The following is a 16,944-nucleotide window of genomic DNA, read 5'->3' as shown; positions in this document are numbered from 1 at the left end:
GCCGTTCCCATCGCATCTGATCTCAGAGGAGTACGACCCATGAAGTGCATCGTTGCTGGTCATACCGCCGTTACCGCGAAGGAGTTCGCGGAGCTGGCGCTGGGCTTTGCCGAGCATGCAGCGGGCTTCGACCCGGAGCTGTTCACCGGCATGGCCGACGAGACCGAGCAGGAGCGGGCGGCACGGCTGACCGTGGCCCGTGACGTTATCGCGGAGCTGCGGGAGGTCGACCCGGTCGCCGCGGCCTACGCCCAGGCGCTGCTGAAGGCGAGCGACCTGCCCAAGCAGGCGCCGCGGCCCCGGCGGGCGCGTAAGGCGTCGGTACGGCGGTCGGGTGTCTGCGGTGCGCAGTACGGGGCGGTGGCCGCATGATCCGCATCGTCACCACGGCCCGCCTGGAACAGCTCGACTTCGACGCCCGTGCGGCCCACGAGCGTGCCCGGGAGGCGAACGGAGCGGCGAACGCGGCGTTCGGCCAGCACGCCCGGGAGCTCTACGCGGTCACCGACCGCGCGAAGCGCGCCGAGGCCACCGTCTCCGACACGAGTGACCTGTTGGCGCACTCAGTCGATGAACTGGCCGCGGCGCAGGAGGAACTGCTCCTGAAGGACATCGAGATCCGCCGGCTCCGTGCCGAGCTGGAGGCCGGACTGCGGGAGGGGCAGGCGCTCACGGTGCTGCTCCACTACGGCGCCCCGCACACCGTCTACGCCTCGCAGGAGGACGCCTACGCCGACACGGCCACCCACGGGGTGCCCGCGGACGCGTGGGTGCCCGCCGGTGAACGCCCGGCGTCCCAGTGCAAGTGGCGGCTGTCGACGTTCATCTACGACGCCACCGCCCGCGGGTTCCGCCGGGCGTTCATGCCCGCGCCGGAAGCGCTCGGGGGTGTCGCGTGAACGCTGTTCAGACCCGTTCAGCGGAGCGCGCGCTGTCGGGCGGCACCTGGTTGATCGTGTCCGGAGCCATGCTGTACTCAATTCTCACCGTCACCCCGCTGATGGCCGCGCACACGGCCCAAGAATGGGACTGGACGGCCCCGATCCTGCCGCTGGTGGTGGATGCCGCAGTCGTCATCGTGGTCAAGCTCGATGACGTGCTGGCCCGCTTGGGCGGGCACGGCGGGCGCTGGCCGACCGTGCTGCGGTGGATGACCGGCCTGATGACACTCGCCCTGAACACCGCCGACTCCGCACTGAAGAAAGACCTGGTCGGCGTGGCTGTCCACGCGGTCGCCCCGCTCCTGTTGATCGTTACAGCCGAGACGAGTCTGGCCTACCGGCGCGCTCTCGCGGCCGCTGCGGCGGCCTTGAACGCGGCACAGAAAGCCGAGCGCGAGCAGGCCGAACAGGCGGCCAGGGAACGGGCTGAGCAAGCCCGCCAGCAGGCCCGGGAGGAACGCGAGCACACCGCGATGCTGGCGCGTGAACAGCGCGAACACGAAGCCGCCTTAACCCGTGAGCAGGCCGAGCGCGAAGAGCGCCGGGTCCGCGAAGAGCGCGAGGCGCGAGAGCGTGCCGAGGCCGCTGAGCGGGAGGCTCGTGAACGCCGTGAACGCGAGCGTGAACAGCGTGAACACGACCGCGAGAGCCGTGAACGCCAGGCCCGCGAACGTGCCGAAGCGGCACGTCGTGAGCTTGCTGAGGCGGCCGCTCGTGAACAGCGTGAACAAGCTGAGCGCCGCGCCCGTGAACGCGAAGCACTGCTTGCCCGCGGTCCCGCCCCGGGCAAGCTGCCCGAAGATGAGGCGCGCCGGATCGTGGCCGCAGCGTTCGAGGCAGGGGTCAAGGTGCGCGAGGCTGCGGAACTGTGCGGCTGGTCGGTGGGCTGGGTCTCGTCCCGCTTCGCCGAACACCGCGATCCCACCGCCAGCACCGGTGGTGCGGCGCTGGCCATAGCGGGCCGGGGATGAGCACCGCCTTCAGCAAGTGCTTCGACCCCACCGGCGCCCGCTACGGCATCCCCACCTACCCCTGGCAATACGCCCCCGCCGGCTTGGCCACGCGCCGGCAGCTACGGGAGCGCGGGCTGCGGCCCGGGGGTCAGCCGGTGGCCGGGCAGGTGATGTTGCGCCACCGCGGCCGCAAGAGCGGCGCCAAGGTCGCTTTCCTCTACCGCATCGACCGGGCCGCGCCGGTGCGACCGATGACCTCCCGCAAGTGGGGTGCGCTCGCACTGGCCATGCTCGCCCGCCGCACCTGCCCCGTCTGCCGTGTGGTCTACAGCTACTGCCTGCCCACCTCGCTCGGCATGTGCGTCCTGTGCGCGGATACCGACCGGCAGCACACTGCCTGACCTGCACAGCACCCCTATCCGATCCCTCACCGCGAGGAGTCTTTGCTGTGTCCAGTCGTACCCGTACCCGCCGCGCCGTGAAGGTGCCCGCCGGGGCCACCACCGTGCGTATCCCGCGCCAGCGCGGCCGCCGCTCTGGTCAGCCGTTCATCGTGGTCGTCCCGGACCGCCCGTCCCTCTCCCGCGAGGCGTTCGGCTTCCTTGGACGCGTCCTGTGGAAGCACCGCCGCAGCCTGGCCCCGCTCGTGCTGGCCGTCCTGGCCGTGCCCGTCACCGCCGTACTGCACGTGCTGGCGTGGTGGTCCGGCCTCGTGCTCGCGCCGCTGGCCGCCGGGCCGCTGGTGTGGCTCGTCGTCATGCAGCGGAGCCGCCCCGCCACCCGCGGGGTGCTGGGCTGGCGCATCGGCCTGGCCCTGCTCGCCACCGCCGCCACCGCATGGCTGGCGCTCGCCGCCGCCTTCGGTCCGCTCGCCGGCCCGCTGGAGCTGGTCTGGCTCCTGACCCTGTTCGGCGCGCAGACCGCCTGGCTCGTCGTCCGCCGCACGCACTGACCTGAGGAGAGATTGCCAGATGGCTCGCAGCAGCTTCTACCCGAGGTCCAATTGCTTCGGCGGCCCGGACAAGACCAACAAGTTCGCCAACGCCGGTGCCGCCGCCGGCGGATTCGTCGGCGCCATGGGCGGCAGCTTCGTCCCGCCGATCAACGTCACCGTGAACAACAACAAGAGCGCCACCCGTTCGAACGGCGGCGGCCACTCCAGCTCGCTCCTGCCGGCCCCGGAGTTCACTTCGCCGGCGCAGGTGCGCAACTACTGCAACACCCTGCGTGCGGCTGGTGTGACGCTGTCCATCGAGGTCGCCATGGCCGCCGAAATCCTCAAAGGCGTGCTCGCCGCGGTTCCGGACCCGGAGGGCAAGGCGTTCGGCTCCCGCATCCGGGCCGCGAAGGTGGCCCGCAAGCTAGCCAGGTCCGCCGACGATCTGCGGGATGCGGCCAAGAGCGCCGCTGCCGCGTACTCGGTCTTCCAGCAGCAGTACGAGGAAGAGATCAACCGCGTCCGTCACCGCGCCCGCAAGCCGCAACAGCCCGTCATGAACTGGGCCCAGCAGTAAGGGAGGCGAAGCCATGGTGAAGCATCGCGACAACGAGCAACACGACCTGTTGCAACTGATGGAAGCACAGCGCGGCAACGCCGACGGCGGCGGCATCGGCGCCTACCTGCTCCACCGGGCCAAGCCCCATCTCCCGCCGTGGCTCGGAGTGGGCGGCGTGGGCCTGGCTGGCGTGCTGGGTCACCTGCGGTGGGCGGAGAGCACGCCGGCCGCGGTCGGGCTCACCCTGACCTCGGTGGCGGTGTCCGGTGGCGCCTACCTGATCGGCAAGACCACCAGCAAGCAGCGCCGCCTGCACACCGCGCTGACGACCGGTCTCGGCTCCGCGTGGCTGACCGCCGCGTGCCTCGCAGGCCCCACCGCCGGGCCGCTGGACGACCTGTACCTGATGGGCGGCCCGGCGGTCGCGCTGTCGTGGAACGTGCGGGTGCTCATGCGCCACAACCCCGACGGCTCCGGTGAGAACTCGGATGCAGGCCTGCTGGAGAAGGTCGGGCTGGCCCGCACACAGCTGGGTGCGGCGAAGGTGGAGCCGAACCGCGTCACCGTCCCCTACGCCGCCCCCGCGGGGGAGGCGACCAACGAGGACGTGGCGAAGGCGCTGCCCAAGCTCGCCGGCGCGCTGGACGTGCCGCCCAACGCGGTGCGCCAGCGCAGGGACCCTGACTCCGCGCGCCGTGGGGAACTGGTCATCGTGCCCACCGACATGCTCAAGCAGGTGACCTGGTTCCCCGGCCCCTCCGCCCCGGGCGGCTCGATCGCGGACCCGCTGGTCATCGGCGTCTACGACGACGGTTCCCCGCTGATGCTCACCCTGCCGCAGGCCATCCATCTGCTCATCATGGGCGTGACCGGCGCGGGCAAGACCGAAGGCGCCCTGGATATCCTCACGGAGGTCCTCACCAGGTCGGATGTGGCGGTGTGGCTGTCCGACCACGTCAAGAAGGGCCAGGATCTCGGGGAGGTCTTCCCGGCGTGCGACTGGGTGGCCACCACCCCGCAGGACACCGAAATCATGATCGAGGCCGTGAAGGCCGCGATCCCCGCCCGCACTGAATGGCTCGGCGCCCACAGCTACCGCTCCTGGTGCCCCGAGGCCGCCGAAGTGCAGAACGATCCGGCGCACTCCTGCCGCAACGACGGCACGGCGTGCGGTTGCGTGGGCATGGCCTACCTGGTGACCTGGTTCGAAGAGGCCGCCAACACCCTGGCGCGCCTGGATGACGACGTGTTCACCACCATCGCGCAAGAGGCCCGGTCGGCCGGTATCTCGCTGATCATCTCCATGCAGCGGGCCAGCGGCTACCAGATCAGCACCGACACCCGCGCCTCCCTCCCGTCCTCGCTGTGCTTCGGCGTGGACGACAAGGACGCCGGCTTCGCGCTGCCTGGCGAAGTCCTGGAGGCGGGCGCCAACCCGGGGGCGTGGAAGAACCGCAAGCCCGGCTACTGCTACCTCGTTGCCGCCGGCATCGAAGAGGAGCTGTACGCCAATCCGGCCCGCACCTTCCGCAATGACCCGGTGACGCTGGAATGGGTGACCCGCGAGTTCGCCGGCCACCGCATGCCGCTCGACACGGTCACCGCCGGCGCCGCCGCCAGCGTCGCGGGCCGTGCCTACACCGACCGAACCCGCCCGGAAAACCCGCTCGATGTTCCGCAGGAGGACGACATGGACGACGAGCAGGGCGCCGGCGTGGACCCCGAGGACGAGCACATCGATCCCGAAGCCGAACTGCCCGACAACCAGCCGGGCGACGACCAGCCGCTGTTCGGGCAGGAGAAGGGCCACAAGCCCGACCCGGAGGAGGCCCGTCGGCTGTTCGCCGACGCGCTCGCACAGTTCGAGGCGGAGGGCCGCATGGTCGTGGGCCCGAAGGACTTCACCGACTGGTGCGACGCCCACCACCTGTCCCGCTCCTGGGTGTCCCTTCGGCTGAAGGACGCCGCTCTGGACGGCCGTCTGGAGGCCACGAATCAGACCGGCCGGTGGCGCATCGTCCCCGCCCTGGCGGCGGCGTAACACCCCGTAACGCGTTACGGCCGCCTAACACCCAAACCCCTAGGCAGATGCGGTGTTACGCACCCCTCACACCACGCCGTAACGCCTCGTAACAGCACCTCACACCGTGATCCCGCGGGCCCGCGCCACACCTCTGACGCGGGCCCGCGACCCATGCGAGGGAGACCCCATGGACCACCCCGAACACTCCACGGCCATCGAAGTCCGCCACCCCCTCCCCATCACGCCCGCCGACCCGTACGCGGCGGCCCTGGTGCCCGCGACGCCGGTCGTCGAACGCCAGCCGATCGTGTGGGTGCCCGACGCCTACGGGCGGATGGTCCCCATGCCCAAGCACCTGGCCCCGCCCCCCGTGCCGGCCACCGAACCGCGCGACCTGCGCCCGCTGCCGCTGCTCGACCCCACCGCGCAGCGCTTCATCGGCGCCGGCATCGGCGGCGGCGCGCTCTCCGCCGGCGTCGGCTACGGCATCGGCCAAGTCGTCTCCGCCGCCGCCGGCTTCACCTCTGGCGCCGGCATGTGGCTGCTGATCCTGCTCGCCTTCGTTCTGCGGGCCCCCGCCCGCACGGCTGGCGGTGGGAGCACGGTCCACGTGCGAAAGGCCGTCATCAAACGCAGCCACTTCTACGGCTGACCGCGGGAGGCACCATGACCTACCGCGGCAGCATGCCCACCGCTTTCCTCCTGAACGGGAAGATCCAGCCGACGGAATACCGGCGCTGGGCCGACGCCCGCAGGCGCTTCGCCCGCCGGGAGAAGGACCGCAAGAAGGTCGAGCGGCTCATGGAATCCATCCCCCACCACGGACTCCGCGAGCCGATCCTTATCGGGATCAGTGACCGCTACCCGGACGTGTACGTCGGCGACGGACACCACCGGGCCGTGGCCGTCATGGACCTTCGGCTCCGCTCCTTCCCCTTCCGCTGGTACTGGATCAAGAACTCCGGCGTCCACATCGAACGCGAACCCTTCCCCTTCCACCTCCTGCACGACCACGTGAAGGAGTAGCGCCATGACCTGCCGCTACTGCACCGGACACCACCCCACCCGCATCGACGCCTACCCGGCCGGCAACCCCCGCGCCTCCCTCGTGGCCGCACACCGCGCCACCGAGGCCCGCGCCGACGCCCCCGGACCGGTCCACGTCCACTACGACGCCACCACCGACACCTTCGCAGTCATCCGCACCACGCCCCTGGAGACCAGCACATGAGCACTTCAGTGATCGACGACGGAACACACGACCCCGCCCGCGAACTGCGGGAAGCAGCCCAGAAGCTGCGCACCCTCGCCCTCGCCGCCAGCACCGCCACCGACGGCACCCCTACCGCGAACTGGAACGTCAAGTACAAGGAGTTCCACACCGGGCACGGCCTCCTCTGCGGCGACTACATCACCAACGGCCGTGGCGAGCGCGTCGGCTGGCCGCTCCTGCACCGAGGTGGCAGCCAGTACCGGCCGACCTACATGGCGCCACAGCACGCCGAGTACGCAGCCGCCGTAGGGCCCTCCGTCGGCCTCGCCCTCGCTGCCTGGCTCACCGAGGCCAGCACGACACCGTCCTGCATGTCCGACAGTGCCCTGGCCCTGGCCCGCGCCATCAACCACCCCGCCACCTGACCGATCAGAAAGGACACCGCACATGTCGTTCGGAGAGACGCCGATCACCGTGATCGGCAACCTGACCGCCGACCCGGAACTGAAATTCACCGACAACGGCGCCGCGCTCGCCAAGTTCACGATCGCGGCGACCCCGCGCGTCTTCGACCGCGACGCCAACCAGTGGAAGGACGGTCAGGCGACGTTCTTCCGGTGCGCCGCTTGGCGCCAGCTTGCCGAACACGCTGCGGACTCCCTGACCAAGGGCTCCCGCGTGGTCGCGCACGGGCGCATTCGCCAGCACGACTGGAAGACCGACACCGGTGAGAACCGCTCGATGCTCGTCATGGAAGTCGACGAGATCGGCGCCAGCGTCCGGTTCACCACCGTCACCATCAACGCCAGGCGCCCCGCACAGTCCGCTCCGACGGCCGGCGACGACGCCTGGAACACCGCTGCTGCGGTCGTCAAGCAAGAGGGCGACGAACCGCCCTTCTAGCAGAAGGGGATCTTCCAGTCGGCGGGGTCCAGGGATTCCACGCCCCATTGCCTGTGCTGGAAGATCCGGAATGGGGGCTGGTGGTCTGTGCTCCAGTCGGTGGCCGCCGCCTTCGCCAGGTAGTCGGCGTTGAAGCCACGGAAGACGGCGGCTCTTACACGGATCGTGGGCGGCACCTTGGTGTTGAAGCAGGTGGAGCGCAGGTCGTGCTGGAACCAGGCCCGGCGGCGCGGGTTGAGAACTTCGACCTGCGTGAACTCGATGCGCTCCACCCAGACCTCGTAGCGTCGGCGCAGGTCGTCGAGTTCGTCGCGTAATCGTCCTCGGCCCGGGTGCCGTCCCGGGCGCCAGGTGCCGGGGTTGAGTGAGGCGGTGGCGAACTCCAGCGGTGTGCGCTCGCCTTTGCCGAGGTTGCACGCTACGCAGGCTGGGACGAGGTTGTGCAGATCATCGTCCCCGCCCCGTGCGTAGGGGATGACGTGATCTTTGACCTCGGAAGGGGCCAGGCAGTACACGCACCGTCCGTCGTGCGCGGTCAGGACCGTGAGTTCTTCCCAGAGCGGGAAGTAGCGCCGTCTGGGCCGTTCGGCGCGACCCGGGTCTGGCGTCAGCTGCGTAGTCACCTGTCTCTCCTAGGCCAGGTCCTGTCCGGTGCGGGCGGATGGCACCAGGGACGCCGTCGCGTGCCGGTGGACCTCCCAGTGCGCGCGCAGCCACCTGCGGTGGCCGGAGGCGAGAGGAACGGTCAGCGGTGCTCCCGCCAGCGCCGCGTACGCCGGGTAGGGCCGCAGTTGCACGGCTACGTCCACCGTCCAGCTGAGGGGGTTGACGGCCAGGAGACCGAGGTCGAAGAGGCGGTGCAGGTCCCGGCGCAGCAGCAGCCCGCCGTCGCTGTGGTGTTCGCCGCTGGCCGCGTAGCTGTAAAGGTGGGCGGCCTCCAGCACCGCCGCCGGGGCGGGGCCGGTGATGGCGCAGGTCTCACCGTGTGCGTGCAGGAGCTGGCGGCGGAAGGCGGCCTGTCCCAGCCGGGCGCGCACGGTGGTCTGCCGGTGTCCGCCGGCGATGGCGCGCTGCGCGTTGTCGGCGATGTCCACGCTCGTGGTCGCGCCGGTCGCCTCGATCGCCTCCCTCAGTGCTTCCCAGCGCATCGAGCGCAGGCTGTGCTGGGTGCGGGGGTTGTCGCACAGCGCGCGCAGTTCAGCGCCGCTCAGCACCCCGGGCATGTCGACCCACGCCGCTCCGTGGCGTGAGCGGTAGGTCGTCACGGTCTTGCTCGCGGCCGTGGGGACATCGAATCTCGCCTGGCACTTCAGGCAGGCGTACACGGGCCGCTTCGTCTTGCGCGGCTGGAAGTCCGACTTGCCGCACTCGGGGCAGCGGTAGACCTCTTTGACGGCCTGTCCGGTCTCGATCCCCTCGATCACGGAAACGCCCAGCAGCGCCGCCTTGTCCCACACAGCGATCACATCCCCAACGGCCAGGGACGCGTGATGCGGGACCGAGCTGTCCCAGCTGTAGTGCTCCGACGGCAGATCGTCATAGCCGCCGTTTCCCCCGTGTTTGCGGTTGTCACCCGCCGCCAGAACCAGCCAGGCCGTGGCCAACGCTCTCCCCTTTCCCTCCCTTACACACCCGGGCCGGCCGCGCTCTGTCCAAAGCCCGCGGCCGACCCGGCTCCTCACCACTCGTCAGCAAGGAGGAACCCAGCATGAACCACCCCACTGACATTCGGTACACCTCCGGCTCACCGCCCCGCATCGTTGGCCTGTGCGCCGGCTATGGCGGCCTGGAAGCCGCCGTCCGCGCCCACATCGGCGGCCGCATCGTGGCGTTCGCGGAGAACGACCCGTACGCCGCCACCGTCTACACCCACCGGCACCCGGGCGTGCCGAACCTCGGAGACATCACCGCCACCGACTGGGAGCGTGTCCGCGACGTGTACGCCCCGGACGTGGTGGGCGCCGGTTTCCCCTGCCGCAACACCTCCAACGCCGGACGAAGGGATGGGATCAATGGGAAGTGGTCGCGGGTCTGGAAAAACGTCGCTGAGGCTGTGGGCGTCCTTCGACCGCGCCTCGTCTTCCTGGAAAACGTGGCGGCGCTCCGCTCGCGGGGGCTGGACGTCGTCGCCCAGGACCTGGCCGCGCTCGGGTATGACGCGCGGTGGACATGTCTACGAGCTGGTGACCGAGAAGTCGGCGCCCCGCACCCGCGCGACCGCTGGTTCGCCGTCGCCTATCCCGCTGCTGAAGACCCCGACCTCACAGCTTGGGGTCAACGGCGGCCCTCAGCCGCCGGCCAAGCGCAAGGCGGGCGGGCACGGGCCGACGCTGGAGGACGAGGTGGTCTTCCTGCTCCCTCCCCCGCCCAGCTTCTGAGGCTGCTGCCCACTCCCAAGGCCTCCGACGGGCCGCACGGCGGCCCCAACCAGCGCGACACGAACGGCAACTACTACCTGCCCGGCCAGGCCGTCCGACTGGACGAGCGGTGGACCGCGACCGACAGCACCGACTACGGGCCCGCCATCCGCCGCTGGGAGCACGTCACCGGGCGCCCGGCACCATGCCCGACCGAGCCCGGCGGGCGCGGCAACCGCCGCCTGGCCCCTGCCTTCGCCGAATGGATGATGGGCCTGCCGGCGGGCTGGGTCACCGCCGTGCCCGGCATCCCCCGCAAGGAACAGCTCCGCATCATCGGCAACGGCGTGGTGCCCCAACAAGCCCGCCACGCCTACGGACTGCTGCTCGGCTCCACTGCGGCCACGCCGCAGGACATGTTGGGGGAGGCGGCATGACCAGCCTTGCTCTGTACGCGTGGGCCCTGGAAGCCGTCCGCCGCGGCTGGCACGTCCTGCCGCTGCGCCCCGGCAGCAAACGCCCCGCCCTGCACGGGGAAGCCGCCTGCCCCCGAACCGGCGAGTGCGCGGCCGGGCATCGCAAGTGGGAACAGCGCGCCACCACCGACCCCGCCCGCATCCGCGCCGCCTGGACTGCGGGCACGTTCAACATAGGGATCGCCACCGGCCCCTCCCACCTGGTCGTCATCGACCTGGATCTACCCAAGGCCGGGAAGGACAACGGCTGTTCGGACGCGCCTAGCGGCGCGACGACCTTTACAGCGCTCTGCGAGCGCGCCGGACAGCCGACGCCCACCACCTACACGGTGCGGACCGCCAGCGGCGGCCTCCACCTGTACTTCACCGCCCCCGACCACATCCGTCTGACCAACACCGCCCGCACCCTGGGCCCGCTGGTCGACACCCGCGCGTGGGGCGGCTACGTCGTCGCCGCGGGCAGCACCGTCGGTGACCGCACCTACGAGGTCATCGATCCGGCACCGGTCGCGGAACTACCCGGATGGCTGCACCGGGCTCTCACCCCCGCACCGCGGCCCGGCCCGGCGCCCGTCATCGCGGCGGCCCGCAACGCCACCCGGTGTGCGCAGGTCGCCCTGGAACGCGAGCAGGCCGCCATCGCGTCGGCCCCCAAGGGTTCGCGGGAGCACCGGCTGTTCACCGCCGCCCGCTCGATGGGGCGCTTCGTGGCATGGGGCGACATCTCCCGCCACGAGGTCGAGACGGCTTTTCAGGCAGCGGGGGAGGCGGCCGGCCTAAAGGCGTACGAGTGCCGCTCGACGCTGCGCAGCGCCCTGAACTGGTCGATCCGCACCGCCCGCCCGCGGGAGACGGCATGACCCCCGCCACCCCCGCCACTGAAAAGCCCTTCCCCATCACCGCACAGCGCTGTGCGCGCCCGCATCGGGCAGGCCCCGGCCGCGGCCGTGGCGCGGAGGTCGACGCCGAAGGCGTCCTTTCAGCTCTTCCTCCCAACCCGCCGCCGCCCGCCGCCTGCGGGGATGGCCGGTATCCCGTGGCGTGGCTGCGCATCACCGCCCCCTACGGCGCCACCCCCACCGCCACCTCCGTGTGCCTGTGCGGCCGTGACCGGTCCGCGGTCGGCCGCCGCAAGGTGCTCGCCCTCATCACCGACCACGCCGCCCACCGCGACGCCTGCCCGCTCCGCACTCCCCAGGAAGGGAGGAACGCCGCATGACCAGCCCCAACCCGCCCGCGCCGTCCATCGACGGGGCCGCCCTGCTCGATGAGGTCGAAGCGTTCCACCGCCGCTTCAACATCTTCCCCACCGAACACGCCTACGTTGCCGTCACCCTGTGGGACGCGCACGCCCACCTCATGGACGCACTCGACGGCACCGCCCGCCTGGCCTTCCTCAGCCCCGAACCGGGCTCGGGGAAGTCACGTGCCCTGGAGATCGTGGAAACCCTCACCCCGCGCGCGGCAACCACCGTCAACGCCTCCGCCAACGCCTTGTTCCGGCTGGTCGCGGCCGACGGGGGCACCCCCACAATCCTCTTCGACGAGATCGACACCGTCTTCGGTGCGAAGGCCGGCGGGAACGAAGAGGTCCGGGGGTTCCTCAACTCCGGTTACCGGCGCGGCGCCAAGTCCCTGCGTTGCGTCGGTGACGGATCGAACCAGACCACGGAATGGTTCTCCTCGTTCTGCGCCGTGGCCATGGCCGGACTCGGCTCTCTGCCGGACACGATCCTGACCCGCTCGGTCATCATCCGCATGCGCAAAAAGGCCCCCAACGAGAAGTGCGAGCCCTACCGGCGCCGCACCCACGAGAAGCAGGGCCACGCCCTGCGCGACAAGCTCGCGGAGTGGACCGCGACCCTGCACGAGCAGGTTTCCGAGGCGTGGCCCGAGATGCCCGAGGGCGTCTGCGACCGGCCGGCCGACGTGTGGGAGCCACTCCTTGCGGTCGCCGACGCGGCCGGCGGCCACTGGCCCGAGCGTGCCCGCGCCGCCTGCGTCGCGCTCATCAAGGCCGCCACGGAAGGCGACGAAGCATCCCTTGGGGTGCGGCTGCTGACCGACCTGCGCGACCAGGTGTTCTGCGGCGCCGACCGGATGCCCACCGCCGCCATCCTCGAAATCCTGCTCGGACTGGATGACGCGCCATGGGCCGACATGAGCGACGACGGACACACCAGCAAGCCGTTGACCGCCCGTGCCCTGTCCAAGCTCCTGAGCCAGTACGTACGCCCCGACAACACCCCGATCCGCCCCCGCGGCATCCGGGTCGGCAGCGGCACCCCTAAGGGCTACTACGCGGAAGACCTCAGCGACGCGTGGGCGCGCTACTGCCCCCCTCCCCCCGCAGAATCCGCAACAACCGCAACGTCCGCAACATCGCAGGTCAGCAGAGGTGAATCTGTGGCGGAAGCCCTCTTCGAGAGCCGCCACATGTCCGCGGAAACCGACACGCGCCCGCTCCGCAGCGTCGGCTGACCAGCGCATCCCGACAGGTGCCGCCTCGCCCGCACGTGGCGGCACCTATCCGCAACAGATTCGGCATCCGCCACAGATACAAGCCGCTGACCAGCAATGTTGCGGCGTGGCGGATGTTGCGGATTCCCAGAAGGCCAAGAAGGCACCCGCCGAGGAGGCACCCGGATGAGCACCGCTGCCCGCCCCGTCGAAGTCGAAGCTCTGCTCTATACCCCTGAGGAAGCCGCCACCGCGCTCCGCTACGGCCGGTCCACCGTCTACGAGCTGATGGCCGCCGGGGCCCTCAAGTACGTCAAGGAAGGCCGCACCCGCCGTATCCGCCGCCGGGACTTGGAGGCATACGTGGACGGCCTCGAATCACTGCCCAACTGACCTGTCCGAATCCGAGGCGGCCCCGGAGCACGAGCCGGGGCCGCCTCCTGCATGGAGGAGCCCATGAGCCCCCGCAAGCCCAACAACGAGTCCTCCATCTACTTCGGCGCCGATGGTTGGTGGCACGGCCGCGTCACCATGGGCGTGAAGAACGACGGCAGCCCTGACCGCCGCCACCGCCGCGCCAAGACCGAACCCGAGATCAAGCGCAAGGTCAAAGAACTGGAACAGCAGCGCGATCAGGGTCGTGCGACCAAGGCCGGTCGCGCGCCGACCGTGGCCACGTGGATGGAGACCTACCTCACCGACATCGCGAGCCTGAAACTGAAGCCGCGGTCCCTCGACGACTACTGGTCCAAGACGCGCAACGACATCATCCCGGGTGTCGGGCAGCACCGCATCGACAAGCTGCAACCTGAGCACCTGGAACGGATGTACCGCGCCATGCTCGACGCCGGCCACGCTCCATCCCACGTGCTGAAGGTGCACCGCATCCTGTCCCGCGCCCTGAAGATCGCCCACCGCCGCCGCATGATCAGTGAAAACGTGGCCACGCTCGTGGACCCGCCCACCGTCGACGAAACCGAGGCGAACCCCTTCACTCAAGAGGAGTGCAAGGCGTTCCTCGAAGCCGCTGCCAAGCGGCCTACCTTCATGCGGTGGATCGTCGGGGTCGGCATGGGCTTCCGGCAGGGCGAGACGCTCGGTCTGCGCTGGCCGTACGTCGACCTGGCAGTAGAGCTGTTCCACCCCAAGTGGCAGCTTCAGCGCCTCACGTGGCGGCACGGCTGCGACAACCCGCACATCTGCGGGGCCCGCCTTCACCGCTTCACCGCGTGCCCGCCGAACTGCACCACACACAAGGGCTACAAGCGGGGGTGTCCCAAGCCCTGTACCAAGACGTGCACGAAGCATGCGAGCGCCTGCCCCCAGCGCAAAGAGGGCGGTCTGGTCTTCACCCGGCCCAAGACCAAGAAGAGCCAGAACCCCGTTCCGATCCCGCCCGCCTTCATCCCGTATCTGCATGACCACAAGGCACGTCAGGAGGAGATGCGGGCCGCAGCGGCAGAGCTGTGGGAGGAGCACAAAGTAGTGTTCGCGCGGCCGGATGGCCGCCCGCTCGACCCACGCCAGGACTACGAGGAGTTCAAGGAACTCCTCGCCGAGGCCGGCATCGACGATCGTCGCCTCTACGACGGGAGCCGTCACACCGCCGGCACGATCCTCAATGAGTTGGGCGTCGACATGCCCACGATCATGGAGATCCTGCGGCACACCCAGATCAGTCAGACACGGCGCTACGTGAAGGGGCGCTCCCACCTCTCGAAGGACGCCATGCGTCGCATGGGAGAGACCTTCATGCCGCCCATGTCTGTGATCTTGCCCCGCATGGGAGGGAACCCCGTGGAATCCGGCCCCACTGAGACCAGAACTGAGACCCCCGACACCCGCGCGGCCCGCTCGCGGCGCCGCCGCCGTATCCGTTAAAAGCAAAAGCCCCAGGTCACGGCGAGTGAGTCCTGGGGCTTCCACAGAGCCCCCTGTCGGATTCGAACCGACGACCTACGCATTACAAGTGCGTTGCTCTGGCCATCTGAGCTAAGGAGGCGCGCACGGCGCTGTGCGGATCGTGCCCGAGCAGTGTAACCAACACCGCCCCCGCACCCGTCGAAAATATCCGCGACCACCGACGAGCACCTTCGAGAACGGACAAGAACGCCACGCCCCGACTACTGACAGACCACAGACCTCCGGGGTACGGTCACGACCAGTTCACTCACGTGGACTACACCACTCCCTCTACTCGGATCGTCCGGCACGTTCCTGCCGGTGAAGGGGGCCCTCACCATGGCCACTGTTACGTTCGACAAGGCGACCCGCATCTACCCGGGCGGCGACAAGCCCGCCGTCGACGGCCTCGACATCGAGATCGAGGACGGCGAGTTCCTCGTACTCGTCGGCCCGTCCGGCTGCGGCAAGTCCACCTCGCTCCGCATGCTCGCGGGGCTCGAGGACGTGAACGCCGGCGCCATCCGCATCGGTGACCGCGACGTCACGCACCTGCCGCCCAAGGACCGGGACATCGCCATGGTGTTCCAGAACTACGCGCTCTACCCGCACATGACCGTCGCCGACAACATGGGCTTCGCGCTCAAGATCGCCGGCGTCAACAAGGCCGAGATCCGCCAGAAGGTCGAGGACGCGGCGAAGATCCTGGACCTCACCGAGTACCTGGGCCGCAAGCCCAAGGCGCTCTCCGGCGGTCAGCGCCAGCGCGTGGCCATGGGCCGCGCCATCGTGCGTGAGCCCCAGGTGTTCCTCATGGACGAGCCGCTCTCCAACCTCGACGCCAAGCTGCGCGTGTCGACGCGTACGCAGATCGCGTCGCTCCAGCGCCGCCTCGGCATCACCACCGTCTACGTCACCCACGACCAGGTCGAGGCCATGACCATGGGCGACCGCGTGGCGGTGCTCAAGGACGGGCTCCTCCAGCAGGTCGACTCGCCCCGCAACATGTACGACCGCCCGGCGAACCTCTTCGTCGCGGGCTTCATCGGCTCCCCGGCCATGAACCTCGTCGAGGTCCCGATCACGGACGGCGGCGTGAAGTTCGGCAACTCCGTGGTGCCGGTCAGCCGCGAGGCCCTGAGCGCCGCCGCCGACCGCGGCGACCGCACGGTCACCGTCGGCGTCCGCCCGGAGCACTTCGACATCGTCGAGCAGGACGGCGCCGCCGCGAAGTCCCTCTCCAAGGAGAGCGCGGACGCCCCGGCCGGCCTCGCCGTCTCCGTGAACGTCGTCGAGGAGCTCGGCGCCGACGGCTACGTCTACGGCTCCGCCGAGGTCAACGGCGAGCACAAGGACCTCGTGGTCCGCGTGAACGGCCGCCGGGTCCCGGAGAAGGGGGCCCAGCTGCACGTCGTACCGCGCCCGGGTGAGACCCACGTCTTCTCGACGTCGACGGGCGAGCGCCTCTCCGACTGAGCCCACCCCGCCCACCGAGGGGCCCCGCGCGTCGGCGCGGGGCCCCTCGGCGTATCCGCCGGCCCGGAAGGCGGCGACCGCGTTGTCGATGTTGTCGACAAATACCCCGGCACACCGGTCATTTCGCCCACACCACGTCAACACCGCGCAAGCAAAACCTTCTTGGCTGTCGCTCGACCGGGTGACTAAATGTCTCCAAATCATCACCTAGCGCTACGCTGCCTCGCGTGACGCACTCCGCCAACTACACCCAGAAGCCGCGCCGAGCCCACCGTGGCCCCGCCCACCGCATCGGCCGCACGCTCGCTCTCGTCCTGCCCGTGATGCTGGTGCTTTCCGGGACCCTCGCGGTCACCAGCGTCAACTGGTCGGGGAACTCCTCGGAATCGATGCTCACCGCATCCGCCGACGACCTCTCCGTGCCGGCGAAGTCCCGCGCCCCGCAGGACATCCTGCGCGACCGGCTCCTCCTTGAGCTCCAGGAGAAGGACCCCGGTGTCGCGCTCACCCACCTCCAGCGGGAGGTGACCCGCCACCCGTCGCTCGCCCGCCACTGCGTCGCCCTCGCCAAGGCCCTCGGCCGCGCCGCCGTGCGGAAGTACGGGCCGACCCGCGCCCAGTCCTACTCCAGGCCCGTCTGCGACACGTCCTTCGCGTCGGGCGTGGCCGCCGCCCATCAGAACGGCTGATCGGAACGGCTGAGCACAACGGCTGAGCGGGGCGGCGCCTACCGCCGCGTAGGGT

The 16,944-nt window shown here is 70.1% G+C and carries 22 protein-coding genes and 1 tRNA gene; 20 read left to right on the top strand and 3 right to left on the bottom strand.

Annotation, left to right across the window (positions count from 1 at the left end):
* Positions 1-39: 39 nt before the first annotated feature.
* The 12 genes from ACF062_RS30235 (at position 40) to ssb (ending at position 7,529) form a co-directional block, all read left to right on the top strand.
* Positions 40-372 (top strand): hypothetical protein, encoded by a 333-nt coding sequence (locus ACF062_RS30235; RefSeq protein WP_392142813.1) that lies wholly within the window; start codon positions 40-42, stop codon positions 370-372.
* Positions 369-899 (top strand): hypothetical protein, encoded by a 531-nt coding sequence (locus tag ACF062_RS30230; RefSeq protein WP_392142812.1) that lies wholly within the window; start codon positions 369-371, stop codon positions 897-899. The genes ACF062_RS30235 and ACF062_RS30230 overlap by 4 nt, the downstream gene beginning before the upstream one ends.
* Positions 896-1,912, top strand: a complete 1,017-nt coding sequence (locus ACF062_RS30225) for a DUF2637 domain-containing protein (protein WP_392142811.1) — start codon at positions 896-898, stop codon at positions 1,910-1,912. The genes ACF062_RS30230 and ACF062_RS30225 overlap by 4 nt, the downstream gene beginning before the upstream one ends.
* Positions 1,909-2,295: an RRQRL motif-containing zinc-binding protein gene (locus ACF062_RS30220; protein WP_392142810.1), complete on the top strand. Its 387-nt coding sequence runs from the start codon at positions 1,909-1,911 to the stop codon at positions 2,293-2,295. The genes ACF062_RS30225 and ACF062_RS30220 overlap by 4 nt, the downstream gene beginning before the upstream one ends.
* A gap of 47 nt (positions 2,296-2,342) precedes the next feature.
* Positions 2,343-2,846, top strand: coding sequence for a hypothetical protein (locus tag ACF062_RS30215; protein WP_392142809.1), 504 nt, complete (start codon positions 2,343-2,345; stop codon positions 2,844-2,846).
* Positions 2,847-2,865: 19 nt separating this feature from the next.
* Entirely contained in the window at positions 2,866-3,408 is a 543-nt protein-coding gene (gene traA, locus ACF062_RS30210) for a plasmid transfer protein TraA (RefSeq protein WP_392142808.1), read from the top strand.
* A gap of 13 nt (positions 3,409-3,421) precedes the next feature.
* On the top strand, positions 3,422-5,431 hold the full coding sequence (gene traB / locus ACF062_RS30205) for a plasmid transfer protein TraB (protein ID WP_392142807.1): 2,010 nt from the start codon (positions 3,422-3,424) through the stop codon (positions 5,429-5,431).
* 169 nt (positions 5,432-5,600) lie between these two features.
* Complete coding sequence (locus ACF062_RS30200) at positions 5,601-6,065, top strand: hypothetical protein (protein WP_392142806.1); 465 nt, start codon at positions 5,601-5,603, stop codon at positions 6,063-6,065.
* Positions 6,066-6,097: 32 nt separating this feature from the next.
* Entirely contained in the window at positions 6,098-6,439 is a 342-nt protein-coding gene (locus ACF062_RS30195; RefSeq protein WP_392142805.1) for a ParB N-terminal domain-containing protein, read from the top strand.
* 4 nt (positions 6,440-6,443) lie between these two features.
* Complete coding sequence (locus tag ACF062_RS30190) at positions 6,444-6,644, top strand: hypothetical protein (RefSeq protein WP_392142804.1); 201 nt, start codon at positions 6,444-6,446, stop codon at positions 6,642-6,644.
* Positions 6,641-7,051 carry a hypothetical protein gene (locus ACF062_RS30185; protein ID WP_392142803.1) on the top strand — a complete coding sequence of 137 codons (411 nt, stop codon included), beginning with the start codon at positions 6,641-6,643 and terminating at the stop codon, positions 7,049-7,051. Before ACF062_RS30190 ends, ACF062_RS30185 begins: the two co-directional genes overlap by 4 nt.
* A gap of 22 nt (positions 7,052-7,073) precedes the next feature.
* Positions 7,074-7,529 carry a single-stranded DNA-binding protein gene (ssb, locus tag ACF062_RS30180; protein WP_392142802.1) on the top strand — a complete coding sequence of 152 codons (456 nt, stop codon included), beginning with the start codon at positions 7,074-7,076 and terminating at the stop codon, positions 7,527-7,529.
* On the opposite strand, the gene ACF062_RS30175 is transcribed toward ssb, so the two are convergent.
* Together ACF062_RS30175 and ACF062_RS30170 are read right to left on the bottom strand one after the other, a co-directional pair.
* Complete coding sequence (locus ACF062_RS30175) at positions 7,526-8,152, bottom strand: HNH endonuclease (protein ID WP_392142801.1); 627 nt, start codon at positions 8,150-8,152, stop codon at positions 7,526-7,528. The genes ssb and ACF062_RS30175 overlap by 4 nt on opposite strands.
* 9 nt (positions 8,153-8,161) lie before the next feature.
* A complete protein-coding gene (locus ACF062_RS30170; protein ID WP_392142800.1) occupies positions 8,162-9,133 on the bottom strand; it encodes an HNH endonuclease in 972 nt (323 codons plus the stop codon).
* A gap of 104 nt (positions 9,134-9,237) precedes the next feature.
* Here ACF062_RS30170 and ACF062_RS30165 point away from each other — a divergent pair, with 104 nt between their 5' ends.
* The 6 genes from ACF062_RS30165 (at position 9,238) to ACF062_RS30140 (ending at position 14,703) form a co-directional block, all read left to right on the top strand.
* Positions 9,238-10,323 carry a DNA cytosine methyltransferase gene (locus ACF062_RS30165; RefSeq protein WP_392142799.1) on the top strand — a complete coding sequence of 362 codons (1,086 nt, stop codon included), beginning with the start codon at positions 9,238-9,240 and terminating at the stop codon, positions 10,321-10,323.
* A complete protein-coding gene (locus ACF062_RS30160) occupies positions 10,320-11,222 on the top strand; it encodes a bifunctional DNA primase/polymerase (RefSeq protein ID WP_392142798.1) in 903 nt (300 codons plus the stop codon). The genes ACF062_RS30165 and ACF062_RS30160 overlap by 4 nt, the downstream gene beginning before the upstream one ends.
* On the top strand, positions 11,219-11,581 hold the full coding sequence (locus tag ACF062_RS30155; protein WP_392142797.1) for a hypothetical protein: 363 nt from the start codon (positions 11,219-11,221) through the stop codon (positions 11,579-11,581). The genes ACF062_RS30160 and ACF062_RS30155 overlap by 4 nt, the downstream gene beginning before the upstream one ends.
* Positions 11,578-12,843: a DUF3631 domain-containing protein gene (locus ACF062_RS30150; protein ID WP_392142796.1), complete on the top strand. Its 1,266-nt coding sequence runs from the start codon at positions 11,578-11,580 to the stop codon at positions 12,841-12,843. Before ACF062_RS30155 ends, ACF062_RS30150 begins: the two co-directional genes overlap by 4 nt.
* A 165-nt stretch (positions 12,844-13,008) precedes the next feature.
* Positions 13,009-13,215, top strand: a complete 207-nt coding sequence (locus tag ACF062_RS30145; protein WP_392142795.1) for a helix-turn-helix domain-containing protein — start codon at positions 13,009-13,011, stop codon at positions 13,213-13,215.
* A gap of 63 nt (positions 13,216-13,278) precedes the next feature.
* Positions 13,279-14,703, top strand: a complete 1,425-nt coding sequence (locus ACF062_RS30140; protein WP_392142794.1) for a tyrosine-type recombinase/integrase — start codon at positions 13,279-13,281, stop codon at positions 14,701-14,703.
* A gap of 47 nt (positions 14,704-14,750) precedes the next feature.
* Here ACF062_RS30140 and ACF062_RS30135 read toward each other — a convergent pair.
* Positions 14,751-14,824, bottom strand: a tRNA-Thr gene (locus ACF062_RS30135).
* A gap of 239 nt (positions 14,825-15,063) precedes the next feature.
* Between ACF062_RS30135 and ACF062_RS30130 the strand changes: the two genes are divergently transcribed.
* A complete protein-coding gene (locus ACF062_RS30130) occupies positions 15,064-16,200 on the top strand; it encodes an ABC transporter ATP-binding protein (RefSeq protein WP_392142793.1) in 1,137 nt (378 codons plus the stop codon).
* Between the two features lie 227 nt (positions 16,201-16,427).
* On the top strand, positions 16,428-16,889 hold the full coding sequence (locus ACF062_RS30125; RefSeq protein ID WP_223775369.1) for a hypothetical protein: 462 nt from the start codon (positions 16,428-16,430) through the stop codon (positions 16,887-16,889).
* The last annotated feature ends 55 nt before the right edge of the window (positions 16,890-16,944 follow it).

The organism is Streptomyces sp. NPDC015345 (assembly GCF_043078805.1).
In the GTDB taxonomy this organism is placed as follows: Bacteria; Actinomycetota; Actinomycetes; order Streptomycetales; family Streptomycetaceae; genus Streptomyces.
The sequence above is the reverse complement of the archived record's forward strand: the minus strand, read 5'-3'. Positions and strand labels throughout refer to the sequence as shown.

Excerpts from the sequence above, each read along its gene's own strand:
- ACF062_RS30165 (WP_392142799.1), top strand. The coding sequence starts at position 9,238 with ATGAACCACCCCACTGACATTCGGTACACCTCCGGCTCACCGCCCCGC.
- ACF062_RS30235 (WP_392142813.1), top strand. The coding sequence starts at position 40 with ATGAAGTGCATCGTTGCTGGTCATACCGCCGTTACCGCGAAGGAGTTC.
- ACF062_RS30145 (WP_392142795.1), top strand. The coding sequence starts at position 13,009 with ATGAGCACCGCTGCCCGCCCCGTCGAAGTCGAAGCTCTGCTCTATACC.
- ACF062_RS30155 (WP_392142797.1), top strand. The coding sequence starts at position 11,219 with ATGACCCCCGCCACCCCCGCCACTGAAAAGCCCTTCCCCATCACCGCA.
- ACF062_RS30150 (WP_392142796.1), top strand. The coding sequence starts at position 11,578 with ATGACCAGCCCCAACCCGCCCGCGCCGTCCATCGACGGGGCCGCCCTG.
- ACF062_RS30230 (WP_392142812.1), top strand. The coding sequence starts at position 369 with ATGATCCGCATCGTCACCACGGCCCGCCTGGAACAGCTCGACTTCGAC.
- ACF062_RS30195 (WP_392142805.1), top strand. The coding sequence starts at position 6,098 with ATGCCCACCGCTTTCCTCCTGAACGGGAAGATCCAGCCGACGGAATAC.
- ACF062_RS30130 (WP_392142793.1), top strand. The coding sequence starts at position 15,064 with ATGGCCACTGTTACGTTCGACAAGGCGACCCGCATCTACCCGGGCGGC.
- traA (WP_392142808.1), top strand. The coding sequence starts at position 2,866 with ATGGCTCGCAGCAGCTTCTACCCGAGGTCCAATTGCTTCGGCGGCCCG.
- ACF062_RS30220 (WP_392142810.1), top strand. The coding sequence starts at position 1,909 with ATGAGCACCGCCTTCAGCAAGTGCTTCGACCCCACCGGCGCCCGCTAC.
- ssb (WP_392142802.1), top strand. The coding sequence starts at position 7,074 with ATGTCGTTCGGAGAGACGCCGATCACCGTGATCGGCAACCTGACCGCC.
- ACF062_RS30185 (WP_392142803.1), top strand. The coding sequence starts at position 6,641 with ATGAGCACTTCAGTGATCGACGACGGAACACACGACCCCGCCCGCGAA.
- ACF062_RS30200 (WP_392142806.1), top strand. The coding sequence starts at position 5,601 with ATGGACCACCCCGAACACTCCACGGCCATCGAAGTCCGCCACCCCCTC.
- ACF062_RS30190 (WP_392142804.1), top strand. The coding sequence starts at position 6,444 with ATGACCTGCCGCTACTGCACCGGACACCACCCCACCCGCATCGACGCC.
- ACF062_RS30140 (WP_392142794.1), top strand. The coding sequence starts at position 13,279 with ATGAGCCCCCGCAAGCCCAACAACGAGTCCTCCATCTACTTCGGCGCC.
- ACF062_RS30160 (WP_392142798.1), top strand. The coding sequence starts at position 10,320 with ATGACCAGCCTTGCTCTGTACGCGTGGGCCCTGGAAGCCGTCCGCCGC.
- traB (WP_392142807.1), top strand. The coding sequence starts at position 3,422 with ATGGTGAAGCATCGCGACAACGAGCAACACGACCTGTTGCAACTGATG.